This window comes from Thalassotalea crassostreae (assembly GCF_001831495.1).
Lineage (GTDB): Bacteria > Pseudomonadota > Gammaproteobacteria > Enterobacterales > Alteromonadaceae > Thalassotalea_A > Thalassotalea_A crassostreae.
Map to the genome: position 1 here is coordinate 3,722,151 of NZ_CP017689.1, position 19,876 is coordinate 3,742,026.

The 19,876-nt window shown below is 39.4% G+C and carries 17 protein-coding genes; 5 read left to right on the top strand and 12 right to left on the bottom strand.

The window, feature by feature from the left end:
- Positions 1 to 4: 4 nt before the first annotated feature.
- Entirely contained in the window at positions 5 to 1,081 is a 1,077-nt protein-coding gene (gene hppD, locus LT090_RS16055; protein WP_068547403.1) for a 4-hydroxyphenylpyruvate dioxygenase, read from the bottom strand.
- A 36-nt stretch (positions 1,082 to 1,117) separates the two neighbouring features.
- On the opposite strand from hppD, the gene LT090_RS16060 reads away from it, so the two are divergent.
- Both LT090_RS16060 and LT090_RS16065 read left to right on the top strand, forming a co-directional pair.
- Positions 1,118 to 1,657: a MarR family winged helix-turn-helix transcriptional regulator gene (locus tag LT090_RS16060; protein WP_082897242.1), complete on the top strand. Its 540-nt coding sequence runs from the start codon at positions 1,118 to 1,120 to the stop codon at positions 1,655 to 1,657.
- Positions 1,658 to 1,786: 129 nt separating this feature from the next.
- Positions 1,787 to 2,800, top strand: coding sequence for an aldo/keto reductase (locus LT090_RS16065; RefSeq protein ID WP_068547402.1), 1,014 nt, complete (start codon positions 1,787 to 1,789; stop codon positions 2,798 to 2,800).
- 65 nt (positions 2,801 to 2,865) lie between these two features.
- Here the strand turns inward: LT090_RS16065 and LT090_RS16070 are convergent, their stop codons facing one another.
- The 5 genes from LT090_RS16070 to LT090_RS16090 all read right to left on the bottom strand — a co-directional run bounded on the left by LT090_RS16070 (position 2,866) and on the right by LT090_RS16090 (position 10,248).
- Entirely contained in the window at positions 2,866 to 4,521 is a 1,656-nt protein-coding gene (locus tag LT090_RS16070) for an FMN-binding glutamate synthase family protein (protein ID WP_068547400.1), read from the bottom strand.
- A gap of 261 nt (positions 4,522 to 4,782) precedes the next feature.
- Positions 4,783 to 7,890 carry a hypothetical protein gene (locus tag LT090_RS16075; RefSeq protein ID WP_068547398.1) on the bottom strand — a complete coding sequence of 1,036 codons (3,108 nt, stop codon included), beginning with the start codon at positions 7,888 to 7,890 and terminating at the stop codon, positions 4,783 to 4,785.
- A 147-nt stretch (positions 7,891 to 8,037) separates the two neighbouring features.
- Positions 8,038 to 9,174, bottom strand: coding sequence for a BaiN/RdsA family NAD(P)/FAD-dependent oxidoreductase (locus LT090_RS16080; RefSeq protein ID WP_068547457.1), 1,137 nt, complete (start codon positions 9,172 to 9,174; stop codon positions 8,038 to 8,040).
- A 59-nt stretch (positions 9,175 to 9,233) separates the two neighbouring features.
- Positions 9,234 to 9,761: a non-heme ferritin gene (gene ftnA / locus LT090_RS16085; protein ID WP_068547397.1), complete on the bottom strand. Its 528-nt coding sequence runs from the start codon at positions 9,759 to 9,761 to the stop codon at positions 9,234 to 9,236.
- A 13-nt stretch (positions 9,762 to 9,774) separates the two neighbouring features.
- A complete protein-coding gene (locus LT090_RS16090; RefSeq protein ID WP_068547391.1) occupies positions 9,775 to 10,248 on the bottom strand; it encodes a peroxiredoxin in 474 nt (157 codons plus the stop codon).
- 208 nt (positions 10,249 to 10,456) lie between these two features.
- Between LT090_RS16090 and LT090_RS16095 the strand changes: the two genes are divergently transcribed.
- Positions 10,457 to 10,945 carry a LabA-like NYN domain-containing protein gene (locus LT090_RS16095; protein ID WP_068547389.1) on the top strand — a complete coding sequence of 163 codons (489 nt, stop codon included), beginning with the start codon at positions 10,457 to 10,459 and terminating at the stop codon, positions 10,943 to 10,945.
- 48 nt (positions 10,946 to 10,993) lie between these two features.
- On the opposite strand, the gene LT090_RS16100 is transcribed toward LT090_RS16095, so the two are convergent.
- The 3 genes from LT090_RS16100 to LT090_RS16110 form a co-directional block, all read right to left on the bottom strand.
- Positions 10,994 to 11,530 carry a PepSY domain-containing protein gene (locus tag LT090_RS16100; protein ID WP_068547387.1) on the bottom strand — a complete coding sequence of 179 codons (537 nt, stop codon included), beginning with the start codon at positions 11,528 to 11,530 and terminating at the stop codon, positions 10,994 to 10,996.
- Between the two features lie 84 nt (positions 11,531 to 11,614).
- Entirely contained in the window at positions 11,615 to 12,358 is a 744-nt protein-coding gene (locus LT090_RS16105; protein WP_089153036.1) for a class I SAM-dependent methyltransferase, read from the bottom strand.
- A 64-nt stretch (positions 12,359 to 12,422) separates the two neighbouring features.
- A complete protein-coding gene (locus LT090_RS16110) occupies positions 12,423 to 13,130 on the bottom strand; it encodes a DNA-3-methyladenine glycosylase I (protein WP_068547383.1) in 708 nt (235 codons plus the stop codon).
- Positions 13,131 to 13,300: 170 nt separating this feature from the next.
- On the opposite strand from LT090_RS16110, the gene LT090_RS16115 reads away from it, so the two are divergent.
- Positions 13,301 to 14,488, top strand: a complete 1,188-nt coding sequence (locus LT090_RS16115) for an IS4 family transposase (protein ID WP_070796018.1) — start codon at positions 13,301 to 13,303, stop codon at positions 14,486 to 14,488.
- Between the two features lie 53 nt (positions 14,489 to 14,541).
- On the opposite strand, the gene prlC is transcribed toward LT090_RS16115, so the two are convergent.
- A complete protein-coding gene (gene prlC, locus LT090_RS16120; RefSeq protein ID WP_068547776.1) occupies positions 14,542 to 16,584 on the bottom strand; it encodes an oligopeptidase A in 2,043 nt (680 codons plus the stop codon).
- Positions 16,585 to 16,864: 280 nt separating this feature from the next.
- On the opposite strand from prlC, the gene gorA reads away from it, so the two are divergent.
- A complete protein-coding gene (gene gorA, locus LT090_RS16125; protein WP_068547775.1) occupies positions 16,865 to 18,214 on the top strand; it encodes a glutathione-disulfide reductase in 1,350 nt (449 codons plus the stop codon).
- An 87-nt stretch (positions 18,215 to 18,301) separates the two neighbouring features.
- Here the strand turns inward: gorA and phoU are convergent, their stop codons facing one another.
- The gene (phoU, locus tag LT090_RS16130) at positions 18,302 to 19,018 is read right to left on the bottom strand and encodes a phosphate signaling complex protein PhoU (RefSeq protein ID WP_068547774.1); all 717 of its coding nucleotides are present in this window, start codon (positions 19,016 to 19,018) and stop codon (positions 18,302 to 18,304) included.
- A gap of 10 nt (positions 19,019 to 19,028) precedes the next feature.
- Complete coding sequence (pstB, locus tag LT090_RS16135) at positions 19,029 to 19,853, bottom strand: phosphate ABC transporter ATP-binding protein PstB (RefSeq protein ID WP_068547773.1); 825 nt, start codon at positions 19,851 to 19,853, stop codon at positions 19,029 to 19,031.
- Positions 19,854 to 19,876: the final 23 nt, after the last annotated feature.

Here is a 19,876-nt window from a genome sequence, read left to right on the forward strand (position 1 = left end):
CTACTTATGCGTCAGTCTTGATTACGCCACGTTCAACTTGGTCGCGCTCAATAGACTCAAACAATGCTTTAAAGTTACCTTCACCAAAACCTTGGTCTTCTTTACGTTGAATAAACTCAAAGAATACTGGGCCTAATAATGTGTCAGAGAAAATTTGAAGTAATAAACGTGGCTCACCACCTTCAGTAGAACCATCCATTAGAATACCACGAGGCTGTAATTCATCTACCGGCTCACCATGGCCAGGAAGACGCTCTTCAAGCATGTCATAGTAGGTACCAGGAGGTGGAGTCATAAACTTAATGCCTTGAGCTTTTAATTTATCCCAACATGCAATGATATCGTCACAAGCAAAAGCAATGTGCTGAATACCTTCACCGTTGTATTCCATTAAGTACTCTTCGATTTGACCGCCGCCGCCAGCTTCTTCGTTAAGAGGAATACGGATTTTACCGTCTGGTGCTGTCATCGCTTTCGATGTTAAACCTGTGTACTCACCTTTGATATCGAAGAAACGAATTTCACGGAAGTTAAACAAGTTTTCGTAGTAGTCAGCCCAATAAGCCATACGACCACGGTAAACGTTATGAGTTAAATGATCTAAGGTGTGGAAGCCACAACCTTCAGGATGACGGTCTACACCTTCAATCCAATCGAAATCGATGTCATAAATCGTGTTGGTACCTTGGTAACGGTCGATTAGATATACCGTTGCACCACCAATACCCTTGATAGCAGGAAGACGCAATTCCATTGGACCAGTTTCGATATGTACCGGTTGTGCGCCTTTCTCTAGGGCTAGTTTATATGCCGCTTGTGCATCCTTAACACGGAATGCCATACCACATGCTGACGAACCATGTTCTTGTGCATAGTAATGAGCGTGGCTATTTTTTTCATAGTTAGCGATAAAGTTAATATCGCCTTGGCGCCATAAAGTCACGTCTTTTGATTTGTGATTAGCAACGTGAGTAAAACCCATGCTTTCAAATACTGGTTCTAAAACGCCTTTTTCTAATGCAGTAAACTCTACAAATTCAAAGCCATCTAGGCCCATTGGGTTTTCAAATAAATCAGCCATGTTTTTCTCCGTATTCACCGGCTTTAGTATCTACCGATGAAAATAATTTTAGTTATGGTACTATTAGTTTCAATTGAAACTATTTTAGTCGTTAACAGAGTCAATAACAATTGGAGTTACAATATGGATAAAAGTGAAGATGGCACTTTAACTTTACAAGAATATTTACCATATAAACTGTCAACTTTGGCAAACAGACTATCTCAGTCGTTAGCAGATAAATACAGTAAGCAGTTTGGCATTAGCGTAGCCGAATGGCGGGTAATTGCGGTACTGGGCGAAAACCAGCGAGCGACGGCAAAAGAGATCACCTTAACCATTGCTATGGATAAAGTAAAAGTATCGAGAACAGTTAAAAAACTCATTATTAAACAATTAGTTAAGACAAACACTGTGACCAATGACAATCGTTCACAAACGATCCAATTAACCCCAGAAGGTAGCTCGTTATACTCAAGTTTGGTGCCTATTGCCCTGAATCATCAACAATTAGCACTACAGAATTTTACTGATAAGGACATTGTTAAGCTTAATAAATTATTGGCAAAATTAGACCAAAACATCACAAATCTTTAGTAATTCATTGGCACTGCGTATAATTTTGTTTACACTTTGTTTAAGGTGTTCTTAATTGATTCAACCTTATTGTTATCAATGTTATGTAAATACCATAATTAGTTTGAGCATTAGAAAGAGAAACCTTTAATGAATACGAAAGATGCTAGTGAATATCTAGCAAGTGATGATCGATATGAAAATATGCCATACCATCGATGTGGTAAAAGTGGAGTTTTGTTACCTAGAATATCTTTAGGGTTATGGCAAAATTTTGGTGCTTATAATGATTATCAAAATTCACGCGCATTACTACATACTGCATTTGATTTAGGCATCTGCCACCTTGATCTAGCAAATAATTATGGTCCTCCTTACGGCTCAGCAGAATCGACTTTTGGCAAAATACTGGCGCAAGATTTCAGTGTCTATCGAGACGAACTATTTATCTCTAGCAAAGCAGGTTACGACATGTGGCCAGGACCATATGGAGATGGTGGCTCTCGCAAATATTTAGTATCGAGTTGCGATCAAAGTTTAAAACGAACGGGACTAGATTATTTTGATGTGTTTTATCATCACCGAATGGACCCTAAAACCCCTATAGAAGAAAGCATGCAAGCCCTTGATTATATCGTTCGTTCTGGACGAGCAATGTATGCTGGTATATCTAATTATGCACCAGAACAAACAAAGATTGCCATTGATATACTTAACAACCTCGGCACTCCGTTGCTTATTCATCAGCCTAGATACAATATGTTTGATCGAGCTATGGAAAATGGCCTAACCGATATTTTGCTACAAAATGAAGTTGGTAGCATTGTCTTTAGTCCGCTTGCACAAGGTTTGTTAACCGATAAATATCTTGATGGTATTCCTAATGATTCAAGAGCCGCAAGAGAGGAGATAATACATTTCAACGAGTCGCAAATTACCAATAATAAGCTGCAAAAATTGAAGTCTCTCAACCAAATTGCTATCTCTCGTGGTCAAAGTTTAGCGCAGATGGCCATTGCATGGACGTTACATAATCCTGCTGTTACTTCTTGTTTAGTCGGGGCCAGTAAAACCCAACAAATTCACGACTCAGTGAAAGCATTAGAGAATATTGAGTTTAGTGATGAGCAAATCAACCTGATAGAAGAGGTTTTATCGAACTAACAGCTAGTTTAAGTAACATGTATAGCAAGACCAAAACTTGGCCTTGCTATTTTTCTAACTAATAATCACTGGCTTCTAGGCTGCTGCATTGTTATTTCTGCGGGGCTAATAATATAAATATCTTCAGCATAAAATGATTCACTGTTGGCTTGAGCCCACCAATGTTGCCAAATACAATCGCGTTCAACACCCGAAATCAATTCCCCTTCTGCAATTGGTTTGACTAACCCACCGGTCGACATTAAAAGTCCGTACGGTGTACGACGTTTGACCATGTTAGGCGTTAGCTTTGCCGGATCATCGAGCCCCATACTACCAACCAACTCGAAAAAGCTTTCAATCGTATTGTGATGATAATTTCTTACTCGATCGCTTTTTTGCACAACATTAATGGCTTTACTGCGCACCGGGTCTTGAGTGGCAATACCGGTTGGACATTCGTTGGTATTACAGTGTCTAGTTTGAATACACCCTAACGACATCATCATAGTTCGCGCGGCATTGACTGTATCTGCGCCTACGGCAATTTTAGCCAATAGATCAAAACTAGATGCGGTGATACCTGAAGCAATAATTCTTATTTGCTTGCGCAGACCAATGCCTATTAGCGCATTATGTACTAGGCTCACTCCTTCTAAGCAGGTCATTCCTAAGCGGTTAGAAAATTCGATTGGCGCGGCACCGGTTCCACCTTCCGCGCCATCTACAGTAATAAAGTCTGGCGTTATGCCGGTTTCAATCATTGCTTTACAAAGGCAAAGAAACTCAACCGGATTACCAACACACAATTTAAAACCTACCGGTTTGCCATTACTTAATTGACGCAATTGTTGCACAAAGTTAAGTAAATCTTTGGGTGTTGTACATTCGGGATTCACCGCCGGGGACACACAATCTTGGCCTTTATTAACATGGCGAATTGCCGCGATTTCATCGGTTATTTTTGCCGCCGGTAACACCCCGCCATGACCTGGCTTAGCACCTTGGCTGAGCTTTATTTCTATCATTTTAACTTGTGGTTTATTTGCCATGCTCGCAAACGTATCTGGATTAAAACTGCCATCATCATGACGACATCCAAAAAAACCCGAGCCTATTTGCCACACTAAATCGCCGCCATGCTTCAAATGATAAGGGCTTGCCCCACCTTCGCCAGTATTATGAAAACACCCTGCTTTTTGCGCACCAAGATTCAATGCTTCAATAGCATTTGAACTTAGCGAGCCAAAACTCATCGCCGAAATATTAAGATAAGACGCTAAATAAGGCTGGGTACAATCAGGTCCACCAAAGCGAACTTTTTCAGCTTCTTTATTCACTGTTTTAGGGTGCATGGAATGAAATAAACTGAGATAGTTTTCTTCCACTAAATTTCGTTGGGTACCAAAAGCGATAGTATCTCTGACATTTTTAGAGCGTTGATAAACTAAAGAACGTTGTTCCCGATTAAATGGGCGTTCTTCGGTATCGTTAGCAATAAAGTATTGTTGGATCTCAACTCGATAAGATTCAAGAAAATAACGAATATAAGCAACGACAGGATAAAGACGATTGAGCGTATGTCGACTATAGAAAATATCGTAAAAACCAACCAAGGTGTAAAGCAGAGTAATGGTAAAAAGCGAATATGCAAAAACGCTGCTGTTATTGATTAATAATAAAAAAGCGACTGCATTACCAAGCGTAGCAATGAGCCAATACGTTTTTTGCATTATAGTCATAAGCTTCCTAGGAAAATTGATGGATTACTAGAAGTTTAGATCATTATTAGACTATTAAACGGTTTATCTATTAAAAACTGATTTCGTGTTTTGGTAAACAAGACAATAGGAGCGTAGAGCCCATAATTTATTGACAAAGCTGAACGATGAAAAGCAATATTGTTTCCAGTATTAGAAAAACCAGCTATTTACTAATAGCTGGTTTTTAAATATGCAAAATGACTTTGTTTTAACAGTTAATCTTACGACTCTTTGTGGCGGCTATTCAGGTTTTGGACATGTATCTGATAAGACAGTCCCATTTTTACTGTATGTCTGTGAACAGTTTTGGATGTGGTCAATTAATTTCGATAAATAACCATTCCAATAACCCGATTCATCTTTATACGGCTTAAATTCTTCAGTTGTGTGAAGCACCGAGGTATCGCTATCATAACGCTTAGATAAAACCATTACTGACATAGACGTTTGATCATCATTAGTATATTCACCTTCATAGGTAAAAACTGATATTATTTTTCCATTGAAATATGAGGTCTCTTTTTTAAGTGTTGTTTGCCAAATGCCTAAGGCATTTTTCACAGCATTAAAGGTATAGTCGACTCTAAAGCTTGAGTTATCGTTAAATTGTTGAGAATCGGTTGGTAAAGATGTAAAAGTGCCGTCATCGTTAGTATACTGTCCGCTATAATTTGCAAGGTGACTAACGGCACCGTTATCCCAATAATAGGTTTGTTTTTTATCTAAGCTCTGCCAAAAGCCGTTTGCATTTTTTACTGGTGGATAAAATAATTGATGAAAATCCAATTTACCGGATATATACCCAATGCGCTCCTGCCATACCGACATCCAAGAGCCGTCGTCAGTTTGTAACAGCTCAGAAAACAGCTGCCAATCATCTAAACCACCATCTGAATTATAAATTAAAATTTCTTTTTCTGCGGTATATTGACCAAAAGTCTCATTGAATTCGTCACAAGTCTCACAGATTTGTGCAACATGATAATATTCCGATGATTGCTGAAAACCTCTCTCAGAAAAATTTATATTCGATAATACAACTCTTACAGGAAAGCCGTAGCCATTGTATGTGAATTGATAACTTACCTCATTACTAATAACTTCGTTTGAAAAGTAGTTTATTTTTTCTTTTACAAAAATTGCAGAACCGCCGACATAAGCAGGTCCTGTGTATGGGGCAACTTGCACTTCCGATATCTCTTCTCTAGGTATTAGCGTACCATTATCATTAATATACACACTATAATAATAAGGTGTTATAGGATAAGTCGTGGGTAATAAAGCTTTAAGGCCATCAACATTAAATTGATAATCATCCGCTAACCCAATTCTGTCATAAGAAAAATGCAATCCGGTATTATCAAAATACTCAGATATAGATTCATATGGTGGCCGCTCTGGCGTAAGAACGTAATTAGCACTGAAATTAGTCGATAAAGTGTTTGTAGCTTTAGGAGAATGGTAAGTTTGTTTAGCTAAAACGCTGGCATACACTCTGCCATGCTTTACCGTCCGATATTCCCATTCAGAAGTAATTTGATCGCCGGTAAAATCTATTTGTGTTACAGATAATAATGGGTTAAATGCCCCATGTTCACTAACTATAATTGGTTTATCATAGGTAGTTATAGTTTGGTAAGAGATAGCTGAACCGATAGATTCATCTACATAGCTAATATGAGTGCTCTTTTTCTCAAAAACACCGTTATTTATCATCTGCGCTTCCACTGATATTTCAGACGTTTTATAAAATTCAGAATAACTATCTAAACGGCCATTAGAGTATCCCTCCATCTCGATGAGGTTTCTTGCTTTATAAGTATAAATAAAACCATAACCGACCGAATTTATAGATATCTCTTTAATAATACAGAGATCGCCTTCTATGGTAATAATAACGCCAGATTCATCTGGATTGTTTTCGTCTATCGCCATGTAATGTTCAGGACAAATACCCACAAACCCTAAAAACTTCGCTTTAAAGTCGTTTTCGGTATCATAGAGAATAAAACTAAAATATTCTTCAGTATCAAATGATTCTGGGATATCAAAATTTAAGGTGAAAGCAAATTCGCTTTGCGTGGTAAGCTGACCGGTTATTGATGAAGGATTTATCGATTCCAAAATAAGCGATGATGCATTTGAAAAATGCTGTTCAGGTTGCAATATTTCATTAAACCAATCCACCATAGAATTAGGCAATACAGCTTTGTAATCATTAATAAATCCAGCCAACTTTTGCTTAGCTTGATCAAATTTTTCTTTTAATGAAGGAAAGGCAATATCTTCTTTATACGGTAAACGATATTCCATTGAAAAATCACTTAAGTCCATCGGTGTATCAACGTTATATACCGGAGTTTTGGCAGCTACCAACTTATTTGCCAGGCCACCTGCACCATGTAAAACGTTGTCTACAGCAGCGGAATAACAATGATTATCTAATAGTGTATATTTATCTCTGACTTCCATGATAAACCACATGGTTGCGCCGCCTGCAAAGGTAGCGACGAATAAAGAACTGCCACCCGACACCCCTGCAGCTGCTATCGACCCTACTGTCACACTTCCGGCTTCAAGTGCGATGATTATTGCGGCACCAAACTGCGCTAATGTTGCATTACATCTAGATTCAGACCAATCGGCTTTAGATTGGAGAGAGCTTGCACCTTTTGCCGCCAAGCCATCACTGCGTGCTGCATCAGGTATCATATCTCGTAAAAAGTACACTATTTGGGATAACTCTTCATCACTTATGTTAGTCATATCTTGAGCATAAAAAGCATCTCGTTTAGCAATAATCGCATCTATCTCTTGTTGCGGTGCTGACTCGCTTTCTAATACTAAAATTAGGTTATCCAGATTTTGTGTTACTAAATTCGTTAATTCATTCAGTTCTTGTTCAGCATCGACGCGAGCAATAAGCTCAGGAACAACCGCAGTGAAGCTTAATATGACTTTCTTGCCATTTAAATCAAACTTAAGTTGATGATCTCCTGCCTCTAAATTAAAAGGTACAACAAACATTAGTTCATTTGTGGATACTCGACTTAAACTTAGCTCATAATCGCCAATGCTGGCAGGGTATTCTTGCGCAGCAAGTTGTTCATTTACTTGTACTGCAATACGAGCTATTGAAGCTGTTTGAACATTACTGCTGTCAGTAATGAAAGATGCATATTCATTTGTGTCATTATTGTTTTGATCATCATTTGGGTCATTATTTTGATCTTGGCTTTGATCAGGTCCAGAATTATCAGAACCACCGCCACCGCCGCCTCCACAAGCAAGTAATGACAAAGACAAAAGCGAGATTAAAATTAATTTAGAGAAGTAATGGAGGTTCATAAAATTCCGTTTTAATGTTTTTAGTATTAATATTGGATTGTAGTACAACAAATGAAAAAACAACAGGTGCTAACAGATAAATGGAATTGTATATATTTGTGCGAAATAAAAGCTAAACCCTTAGTAACAAGAAACAATTCGTAGGGGCTAAATAACTTGCCCTGCAGCCCAACCACTCGACCAGGCCCACTGGAAATTATAGCCGCCTAGCCAACCGGTGACTTCGGTTACTTCACCAATAAAGTATAAGCCTGGAACTTTTTTGCTCTCTAAAGTTTTTGATGAAAGTTCATCACTGTCGACGCCGCCTAATGTAACTTCCGCGGTGCGATAACCTTCAGTGCCATTCGGTTTAATTTGCCAATTATGAAAGTAATCCGCAATGCTATCAAACTCGCTATGGTCAAGTTGCTTTAATGGTTTATCGGGTAATTCGTTGGCGTTATACAGGCTTTCAATAAAACGCTTCGGTAAGATGTGACTTAACGTGGTTTTTAAGCCGCGTTCAGGATGCTCTTTGCGGATTTGTTGCAGTGTTTCACTTAGGTTTATTTCTGGCAGTAAGTTAATGCTTACAAACTGACCAGCCTTCCAAAAAGAAGATATCTGTAATATCGCAGGTCCAGATAACCCACGATGAGTAAACAAGATGTTTTCTCTAAAACTAGTGCCATCTTCACTGCTTACATCACAATCAATGCTAATGCCTGACAAGCCATCAAAACGCTGTTTGTCACTATCATGTAAGGTAAATGGCACAAGCGCAGCACAGGTTGGTAAAACCTTAATACCAAATTGCTCAGCAATCTTATAGCCAATTGGAGTAGCGCCAAGTTTCGGCATCGTTAAGCCGCCAGCAGCAACCACTAATGACTTACATTGATAATCTTTGCCAGAGGTTGTGACGATAAATCCGTCATCGGTTTTCGCCAATTTCAGCACTTCACTTTGCATGTTGATGGTCACGCCTGCCCATTCACATTCTGTGGTTAGCATATCAACAATATCGTGGGCGCTATTGTCACAAAACAGCTGACCTAAGGTTTTATGATGGTAGTCAATACCATGGCGTTCAACCATGTCGATAAAGTCATATTGAGTATATCGACTGAGCGCCGATTTAACGAAATGAGGATTTTTGCAGAGGTAATTTTCTGGTAATGCATTTTGGTTGGTAAAGTTACAACGACCGCCACCACTAATAATGATTTTACGGCCGGGCTTTTTACCCATATCGACCACCACGACCTTTTGGCCGCGGTAACCGGCATTTAGCGCACACATTAGGCCGGCTGCGCCGGCACCAATGATTAACGCATCAACTTGTACAAGTGACACTGATATTACATACCAGGTTCTGGTACAGCTGACGTAGAACCTTGCTTGGCTAATTCAGCTAAGTCTTTATCAACGAAGAATAACGCATGGCCATCGTTACCAACTAATTCAATCTTGTCGATAATGCCTTTAAACAAGGTTTCTTCTTCGTGCTGCTCCGAAACAAACCACTGTAAGAAGTTGAACGTTGAGTAATCTTGATTAGAAAATGCAAAATGCGCTAAATCATTAATTTTTTCAGTGATCAAACACTCATGTTTATAAGTTTCTTCAAACACTTCAACCAATGATTCAAATTCGTGTGGTGGCGCATCAATGCTACCAAGGATCGGCATAGAACCTGTCTCACTAACGTAAGTAAATAAACGGTTCATGTGTTGCATCTCTTCAATTGCATGTTTGTGCATGAATGCAGCAGCACCTTCAAATCCTTTATCTTCACACCAAGCACTCATTTGTAGGTATAAGTTTGATGAATAAAATTCTAAATTAATTTGTGCGTTTAACTGCGCAACCATTTCTTTTTTTAACATAATTCTTCTCTTCTTAAAGTACTGCAAGAACGCTAGCTGCGTCACTCACTTCAAATTCTTTTGGTGCTTCAACGTGTAACTTGGTTACCACACCATTTTCAACAACCATGGCGTAACGTTGTGAACGCAAACCACCAAAACCACCAGTTTCCATTTCTAAGCCAAGAGCTTTAGTATAACTACCGTCGCCATCGGCAAGCATCATTAAATTTTCGGCATTTTGTGCTTTGCCCCATGCTTGCATAACAAACGCATCATTGACTGAAACACAAATAACTTGATCAACACCTTTGGCTTTGAACTCGTCAAAGTTAACAACATAACCTGGTAAGTGCGCCGCCGAACACGTTGGCGTAAATGCTCCTGGAACGGCAAATAACACGGTTTTCTTATTGGCAAATAGTTCTGCGCTATTGTGGTTAACCATACCGTCGTCGGTTAGTTGCTGTAACTCACCCGCTGGCATTGCATCATTAACTTGGATCATAGTCTTCGCCTTGTCTTTATTGGAGGTCATTTTATTGTTTCAACATTATAAGCACAAAGCCAAATCAATGCCATTAAATAACCGTCTGAGTACAGCTATTTAAATGATTTACAAATATTTTTCAGATACACTAAAACAATCACAAAAAGCTATTACAACTGGCTATCACTATTGCAACAATCGACGCTGATTCGATTGAGAGTTAATTATGTCACAGAGCAATCGCCGTACCGTCGCCATTTTCGTTGATGTGCAAAATATTTACTACACTTGCCGCCAAGGCTTTAATCGAAGCTTTGATTACAATGCTTTTTGGGCGTACGCGAGCTCTACCCACGACATCGTTATGGCCAATGCCTACGCTATTGATTCTAATAACGAGAAGCAACGTCAGTTTCAAAACATTTTAAGAGCCATTGGATTTGAGGTAAAACTAAAACCTTATATTCAACGTAAAGATGGCAGTGCAAAAGGTGACTGGGATGTTGGTATAACCCTCGATGCCATCGAAGCAGGACCGATAGCAGACAAGATTATCTTGCTGTCAGGTGATGGTGATTTTGATCTGTTAGTTAATAAGCTACGCAGTAAACACAAATGTGAAGTTGAAGTGCTCGGTGTTGAACAACTTACCGCAAACTCATTACTGATTGCTTGCGATAAGTTTACTGCGATTAATAATGATTTCTTACTTTAGCAACTTTTAAAATTCAAAAATTAAATTGCCAAAATTATAGAATAAAAGCTAAATCGCAAAGAATAAGAAAATCAAAAAACCTGCCGACATAGTCACGCCAACCACTTTGCGATTGCGTTTATTCATCAAGGCTGCAATTAAACCGCTAATTAGAATGAGCACTAAGCCAAAGGCAGTGAATTTTTGCAGAGTTTTAAATGCCGTCGGCCCATGACCTTTGTGCAATTCTACCAACGTCTTTATAAAATCAGGTTCAACTTTAGTAAGTTTTAATGATGATTCTGTCGCAGTGACTACAAAACTTTGTTTCGATGTTGGCCGCGTATAAATATTATTGCCGCCCTGTTTTAGATATTCAAAATCACTGTTGAAACCATGTGTGGATAACAGCTTTTTCACCTCTGCATCTAAATCATTTGAATTACGGTCAAATTGGTAGCCCGATTGGATATCAATCGGCGTATTTTCTGTAGTGCCTTTAAATCCAAATAAATACAGTCCACCGGAGATAGAAATCATCAAAATAATTGGCAATAAAAACGCTGCCGTATATAGATGAATTTTAATGATTGTTTTTTTGTTCATAGTGTTTGCAACCTAGGGTCGATTAATGTGTTGTATATGATTTAAAACTTACTGTATTTATGTGCTCTTGTGAAGCATTGCTATTTAGGCTTTAGGTATACCTTGAATTACGTATACATCGAAACGATTTTTTTTCATCTTAATACTGGTCGAAGGTTTTTTACCATTAAGCGGCTCGGCATAACTTGGACGCTTAACCACTACTCGATATTTGGCTAATGCCAATGCTTTGTCGAGTAAATCATCGGCATCAGGATCACTGCCAACTAAGGTTTGAAATACGCGCATTTCTTTTTTTACAGCCGCTGACTTTTCACGATGAGGGTACATTGGATCTAAATACACAACATCAATATTATCTAACTTTTCCATTCCAGATATTGATGACTCATTTATCAAGGTTAAACGCTCGGATAACCACTGACCAATATCGGCATCTTGTTGGCCACGGGCTAAGCCATCATCAAGCAACGCCGCAACCGGTAATTGACGTTCCATCATGGTCACCGTACAACCTAAACTTGCCAATAAAAATGCATCACGACCAAGACCTGCGGTCGCATCAAGTACTGTTGGATTAAAACCATGCTTTAAGCCAATGGCTTTGGCAATATCTTGACCGCGACCACCACCAAATTTTCGACGATGGGCAACCGCGCCAGAGACAAAATCGACAACGATTGCACCGGTTTTCGGTTCATCGGTTTTATGCAGCTCTAATTGCGTATCTGTTGATAATAAAAAATAAGGGCTTTTTACTTTGGCTAGATCTCGTAATTCTCCACCGTAAGGAATGCCCCATTTTTCGCTAACCGCTTCTGCTTTCATAATATTATTAAAGCTATCGGCAAAGACTAAACAATGAGGCGATAAAGTGCGGTCGGTCATCAGGTTATTCTTCTTCAACGTGGAGGTAATTATCACCAGTACTAAGCGCAATAAGACGACTAATTTCTTTCAAGCTGTAACCACTTTGCTGTTGCCATTCGTTAAAGCATTGCTGAATGGCTTTTAGACTCGATTTACTGGTTAAGCCACCAGAAATTAAATCATTAGCACGAAAATAACTTTCGACATCTCGGCTTAACAAAAAAGTGTCTTTACCAAGCGCTCGAAGCGCATACGGTCCAGTATTACCGCCAAGTCGTTGACCATTCTTTTTTAGATATTCCCATAAGCCAATAATGTTATCTTCTGGCCAATCGGCGATAAATTCACTAAAGCTACCTTGCTCCACTTCAATGTCATGGATCATATGAGCGTTGGCTTTAATGGTTTGAACTTTTTTGAAATTGCGAATGATTTTAGGATCTTGCGCTTTACGCTCTAACATTTCTTCCGGCATCATCAGGATTTTTTCGATATTGAAATCAAAAAAGTGCTCTTCAAAGCTCGGCCATTTATTTTCAACGACTCGCCAAACAAAGCCTGACTGGAATACTTTTTTAGTGAATTCAGCTAAATAGCGATCACTGCCAAGCATTGCTAATTCACTATTAGAATTAGCAAGACTTGCATAAGGCGCGAGTAAAGGCTGTAAGTTTTGCTCACCGCCTTTACGCTCCAATGCTCGTTGATAAATGCTGCTTATTTTTTCCATTGTCTAACTTTAACCTGTACCAGTATTTTGCAAAAGTGTGATCTGACCCTGAGGTATCCCCACGAAATTTGTGATTCAAGAATTTCGTAGGAATTAAAAAATCTGGGGAACATTCATGGCTTTTGGTGATCAGATCTATCGCCAAACAAAAATAATCCCAAGAGCAAGCCATGAATGTAGACCATATATTGAATCAAACCTTATCTTTTGTCACCCCGAAAATGCACAAAGTACGTCGAAATAGCCTTAAATGTTTAATTACTAGTCTAATTCGAGGGGCTGATTTATCTGTCACGAATTTAGGGCGCAACATACTTAGCGAAACATCTGAAAAACACCAAATCAAACGAAGTGATATACTTTGTAGTAATGTTCACTTACATGCCGAAATTCCTAGCATATACGAGACACTAACTCGCAAACTTGTTGGGACGCAAAAGCATCCTGTCATCCTGGTGGATTGGTCAGATTTAGATGCGCGCCAAGAAAATTTCTTAATACGCGCTGCGATAGCAGTTAACGGTCGGTCGTTAACTTTATATGAAGAAGTTCATCCCCAATCAAGCAAAGAAAAACCTAAGGTTCATAAAGACTTTATGATGGTTTTGAAAAATATGCTGCCCTCAACTTGTCGGCCAATTATTGTTACAGATGCCGGATTCAGAACGCCCTGGTTTAATATGATTCAATCACTGAATTGGGATTATGTTGGCAGAATGAGAAACCGTACATTCTGTAAACAAGATAAAGATTGGCTCCCAGTTAAAGCGTTATACAAGCTTGCAACGACGCGCCCTAAATCGCTTGGTCGTTTTGATGTGGCTCGTTGCAATCCAATAACATGTAACTTCGTAATATTTAAATCTCGAAATAAAGGGCGAAAAGATCTTGTTGCAAAAGGTAATAGGCGTCGTCGAAGTGGCAAATCAAAAGCCAATGCGAAACGAGAGCGAGAGCCTTGGTTACTCACAACGTCACTGTGTTCAAAACAGCTAGGTTTTGCTAAAAAAGTAGTTAAAATCTACACCACTAGAATGCAAATAGAAGAGAGCTTTCGTGATGTAAAAACCGGTCTTAATATGAATGTATGTAATAGTCGAAAAAGGCTGCGAATACTAGTACTGCTTGTTATCGCACTTATAGCGCAGTATATTCTAATGCTCATTGGTATGGCTTTAGTTATACAAGGGAAAAACCGTCAATACCAGGCTAACAGTGTTAAATCCAGAGCCGTATTATCATATCAATTCATCGCACTAAGAGCCGTAAGGAACTTAAGATTTTGTATTGAAAAAGAAGAGTGGAAAAGTGCAATTAAGCAGCTCAATAAATTTATGTTGGAGCCGCTTAATGTTTAACTATAAATTCGTGGGGATCCGTCAGGATCTGACCCTACTTATTTGGTTAGCATTTATGCGCCTATGCCACTGTGGCGTAGTAATGCGTCTACTTGTGGTTCGCGGCCACGGAATGCTTTGAACAATTCCATCGGCTCTTCACTACCGCCTTTTTCTAAAACACATTGCAGGAAATCTTCACCGGTTTTGCGATTAAAGATACCTTCTTCTTCAAAACGTGAATAGGCATCGGCAGATAATACTTCAGCCCACTTATAAGAATAGTAGCCCGCTGCATAACCGCCGGCAAAAATATGACCAAAGCTATGCTGGAAGCGACTAAATTCAGGGGCTTTAACGACTGAATATTGTTCACGAACCTTGTTTAGTACTTGCTGGATTTGATCGCCAGTTTCAGGGTTATATTCAGCATGAATGGTAAAGTCGAATAAGCTAAATTCCAGTTGACGAAGCATTTGCATAGCCGATTGGAAGTTTTTCGCCGCCAACATTTTATCAAGCATTTCTTGTGGTAACGGCTCGCCAGTTTCGTGATGCGACGATAAAAACGCTAACGCTTCTGGTTCCCAACACCAGTTTTCTAAAAACTGACTTGGCAGTTCAACGGCGTCCCATGGCACACCGTTAATACCAGCAACTGCTGGAGCATTAATTTGGGTAAGCATATGATGTAAACCGTGGCCAAATTCATGAAATAAAGTAACCACCTCATCATGAGTAAACAACGCCGGCTTGTCACCAACTGGTTTGGTGAAGTTACAGGTTAAAAACGCGACAGGTAGTTGCACCGAGTTATCACTTAATTGGCGACGGCCAACACAATCGGCCATCCACGCTCCACCGCGTTTTTTGTCTCGGGCGTATAAATCTAAATAGAAGCTACCACGCAATTGGTTGTCGTTATCAAAGACATCATAAAAGCTCGCAGACGGATGCCAAAAATCAACGTCATGACGCTGTTTAATAGATAAGCCATACAAGCGATTTACTACTTCAAACAAACCAGAAACCACTTTATCTTCCGGGAAATATGGGCGTAAATCCTCATCGGATATTGAAAACTCTTGTTGCTTCAGTTTCTCAGAATAATAGGCTAAATCCCACGGGTTCATTTGCTCTTTGTTATATTGAGTTTTGGCAAAATCTTGCAATTGTTTTAAGTCTTGTTGACCTTGAGATTTCGATTTTTGCGCTAAGTCTTTCAAGAAACCAAAAACTTGCTCAGTATTTTCTGCCATTTTGGTTGCTAACGATTCTTGCGCATAGTTATCAAAGCCTAGTAACTGAGCGATTTCATGACGTAAGCTTAGTGTTTCCGCCATAATTTCAGAGTTATCAAATTCGCCGGCATTAGGGCCACGATCTGACGCTCGAGTCACAAAGGCAACATACATTTGCTCACGTAATTTTTCATTGTCGCAATACATCATTACCGGTAAGTAACTTGGAAAATCTAGGGTAAACAACCAGCCTTGTTGCTCTTTCGCTTCAGCCATTTGTTTTGCGCCAGCTAATGCAGACTCAGGTAAGCCTGATAATTCATCTTCGCTTTCTATCAGCACCGAAAAGGCACCGGTGGCATCGAGTAAGTTGTTGCTAAATTGCGACGATAGCTCGGATAATTTGGTTTGGATTTCTCCGTAACGAACTTTATCATCGTCGTTTAAGGCGATGCCTGATAACTTGAAGTCTCTGAGGGCATTGGTAATGACTTTTTGTTGCGCTGTATCTAGTGATACAAACTCAGCGCTATCTTTAAACTGTTGGTAGGCTTCATACAAGCCTTGATGTTGACCGACCCAAGTACCAAATTCAGACAACATTGGTAAGCACTCATCGTGTGCGTCGCGCAATTCATCAGTACTAACAACGGCATTCATGTGTGACACTGGTGACCAGATCTTTTCTAGTACATCATCTACTTCGTCAATGCTTGTCACAAGGCTATCCCATGTATGAGGGTTTTGAGCACTGGCGACTTCTTCTATCTTACGCTTACAATCTGCAATTGCTTGCTCTACTGCAGGTTTTATATGTTCAGGTTTAATTTGAGAAAATAAAGGAAGGCTGGTCTGCTGTAGTAGTGGATTGCTCATAATGCTCTTAATCTTTTAGTTTGTTGATGCTAGCCCAAAGGTTACTGGGATCATAAATGATGAACATCATAATATCGTTATGATGTTCTAATAGAGATAGGTCCTAGGATGCAATTATTCAAGTCTATTTGCAATAAACTAAACTTTATGAAAGTTAACCAAGGCATTATCTGTCCATATTTAGCTCAATCAATGGTTTAAATCGGCTTTAGCTTGATTTATTGCAATTAAGACCTATATCTAAGCCATAGCAAACGAATTTTATGTTCAGGAGAACTTCATGTCACAGCATTTTGATTACATCGCGTTAGGCGCCGGTAGCGGCGGTATCGCTTCAATTAACAGAGCAGCCATGCACGGTAAAAAGTGCGCCTTAATCGAAGCGAAAGCGTTAGGTGGAACTTGTGTCAATGTCGGTTGTGTACCGAAAAAAGTAATGTGGTATGCCGGCCAAGTCGCCGATGCAGTGCATTTAAGCGAAGACTATGGCTTTGATTTAACCGCCGGAAAATTAAACTGGGGCAAGCTCGTTGAATCTCGTGAAGCTTACATAGGTCGAATTCATCAATCTTACGACAACGTATTAGGCAAAAATAATGTCACTGTGATAAATGGCTTTGGTAAATTTGTTGGCAAAAATGCGATTGAAGTTAATGGCGAAGTTTATACCGCCGATCATATTTTGATTGCCACGGGTGGTCGTCCAACGGTGCCGACTATTCCTGGTGCAGAACACGGTATTACCTCTGATGGATTTTTCGCTTTAACTGAGCAACCTAAGCGAGTTGCAGTGGTTGGAGCCGGTTACATAGCAGTTGAAATTGCCGGCGTATTAAATGCTCTTGGTAGTGAAACAACGTTACTAGTGCGCAAGCATAAACCATTACGTGAATTTGACGAAATGATGTCTGACACATTAGTTGAAATCATGGCGCAAGAAGGTCCAACATTAAAAACCCATTGCACACCAAAAGAAGTGATTAAAAATAGTGATGGCACATTAACTCTTGAACTAGAAAACGGTGAAGCAATTACTGTTGATTGTCTAATTTGGGCAATAGGTCGCGAACCAGCGACCGATAATATTAACCTAGAAGCGGCGGGTCTTAGCACCAATGCGCGTGGCTTTATTGAAACGGATAAGTTCCAAAACACCGATGTTGCAAATATCTACGCCGTTGGTGATAACACCGGCCGTGCACAATTAACACCTGTTGCTGTTGCCGCTGGGCGCCGTTTATCAGAACGTTTATTTAACGGTAAAACAAACGAACTTTTAGACTATAACTTAATCCCAACAGTTGTATTCTCACATCCGACTATCGGCACAATTGGTTTAACTGAAAAGCAAGCAGTGGAGCAATATGGTGACGAAGATATTACCGTTTACACATCACAATTTACCTCGATGTATACGGCAGTAACTAAGCATCGCCAACCTTGTCGAATGAAGCTGGTATGTCAGGGTGACAATGAAAAAATTGTTGGTATGCATTGCATTGGTTTAGGCAGTGATGAAATGTTACAAGGCTTCGCGGTTGCCGTTAAGATGGGCGCGACGAAAGCTGATTTTGACAATACCATTGCTATTCACCCAACGGCGGCAGAAGAGTTTGTGACCATGCGTTAATAACGGCGCTAAAATAAGTGACACATACTTAAATAATAAAAAAGGAGCAATATATTGCTCCTTTTTTGTTGGCCTATTAATAACAAATTACTGGTTATTTAACTTATGCTTTAGTTCGGCAATGTTGATATGTCTGACATCTATTCCAGCAACTAAGTAGACTAAGTACTCAGAAATGTTTTTAACATGATCGCCGATGCGCTCTAATGCCCTTGCACACCAAGTCACTCGTAATGAGTTTTTAATTTCTCGGGGCTCTTCCATCATTTTGGTAAGCAGCAAGCGACAGATATTGTCAAACTCTTCGTTAATCGCGTCATCATTTTCAATTACTTCAATGGCCTGAGCAACATCGAGTTGTTGATAGCTTTTGATAACTTTATTTAAGTTTTCAATCACTAAGTTTCCTAAATTACGTACTTCTTTAAGTTCTCGAGAGTTTTGCTCTAGATCGATGAACTTCAGCGCATTTCGACTCAATTTCAACGATTCATCACCAATTCTTTCTAAATCAGTGATCACCTTTATTGAAGTGACTATTAAGCGTAAATCACTCGCCGCAGGTTGGCGTGTGGCAATGATTTGAGTACAGGCTTTGTCTATCTCCATTTCTAAATCATTTACTTTGCTATCGGTGGCAATGACATGCTGAGCCATTGTTTTATCTAATTTAATTAAGCTATCTAAACCAGATTGCACCTGTTGAGTAACCGTTTGTGCCATTTCGATAATCAAATTTTTAACGCGTTGCAACTCCGCTTCATACGTATTTGATATGTGTTGTGTTGGATTTACCGTATTCATCTTCATTCCTCTAGCCAAATCGACCAGTAATATAGTTTTCAGTTAACTTATGAACAGGGTTAGTAAAAATATCTTCGGTTTTACCAACCTCAACTAAGTTACCCATATGGAAATAAGCTGTACGTTGAGAGATACGAGCGGCTTGCTGCATCGAGTGAGTAACAATAGCTATCGTATACTTCTCTTTTAACTCATCAATTAACTCTTCAATAACTGCCGTTGCGATTGGATCTAATGCTGAAGCCGGTTCATCCATTAATATCACTTCTGGGCTTACCGCTATCGTTCTGGCAATACATAAGCGTTGCTGTTGACCGCCTGACAATCCGGTACCCGACGCATCTAAGCGATCTTTAACTTCCTCAAATAAGCCGGCTTTTTGTAGGCTGGTAATGACAATCTCATCCAACTCTTCTTTGTTGTTGGTAAGACCATGCAATCGCGGACCATAAGCGACGTTATCATAGATAGATTTAGGGAAAGGATTTGGCTTTTGAAACACCATGCCTACCCTTGCTCTAAGTAATACGGGATCCATACTTTTCGCATAAATATCTTCACCATCGAGTTGAAAATTGCCGCTTACTTTACAGCTATCTATGGTGTCATTCATACGGTTAATACAGCGTAAAAACGTTGACTTACCACAACCTGATGGGCCAATTAACGCAGTTACCTGGTTTCTTGCCAAATCTAAATTGATATCTGTTAATGCTTGTTTGTCTCCGTAAAATACATTGACGTTTTGCATCGACATTTTTGCATCTTCGACGAAGCCTTGACCAAGAGTTTTACTCGTATCAAGTTGCTCTAAATTTGTATTTAATATATTCATTTTTCTCAAAACCTTTCTCAAAA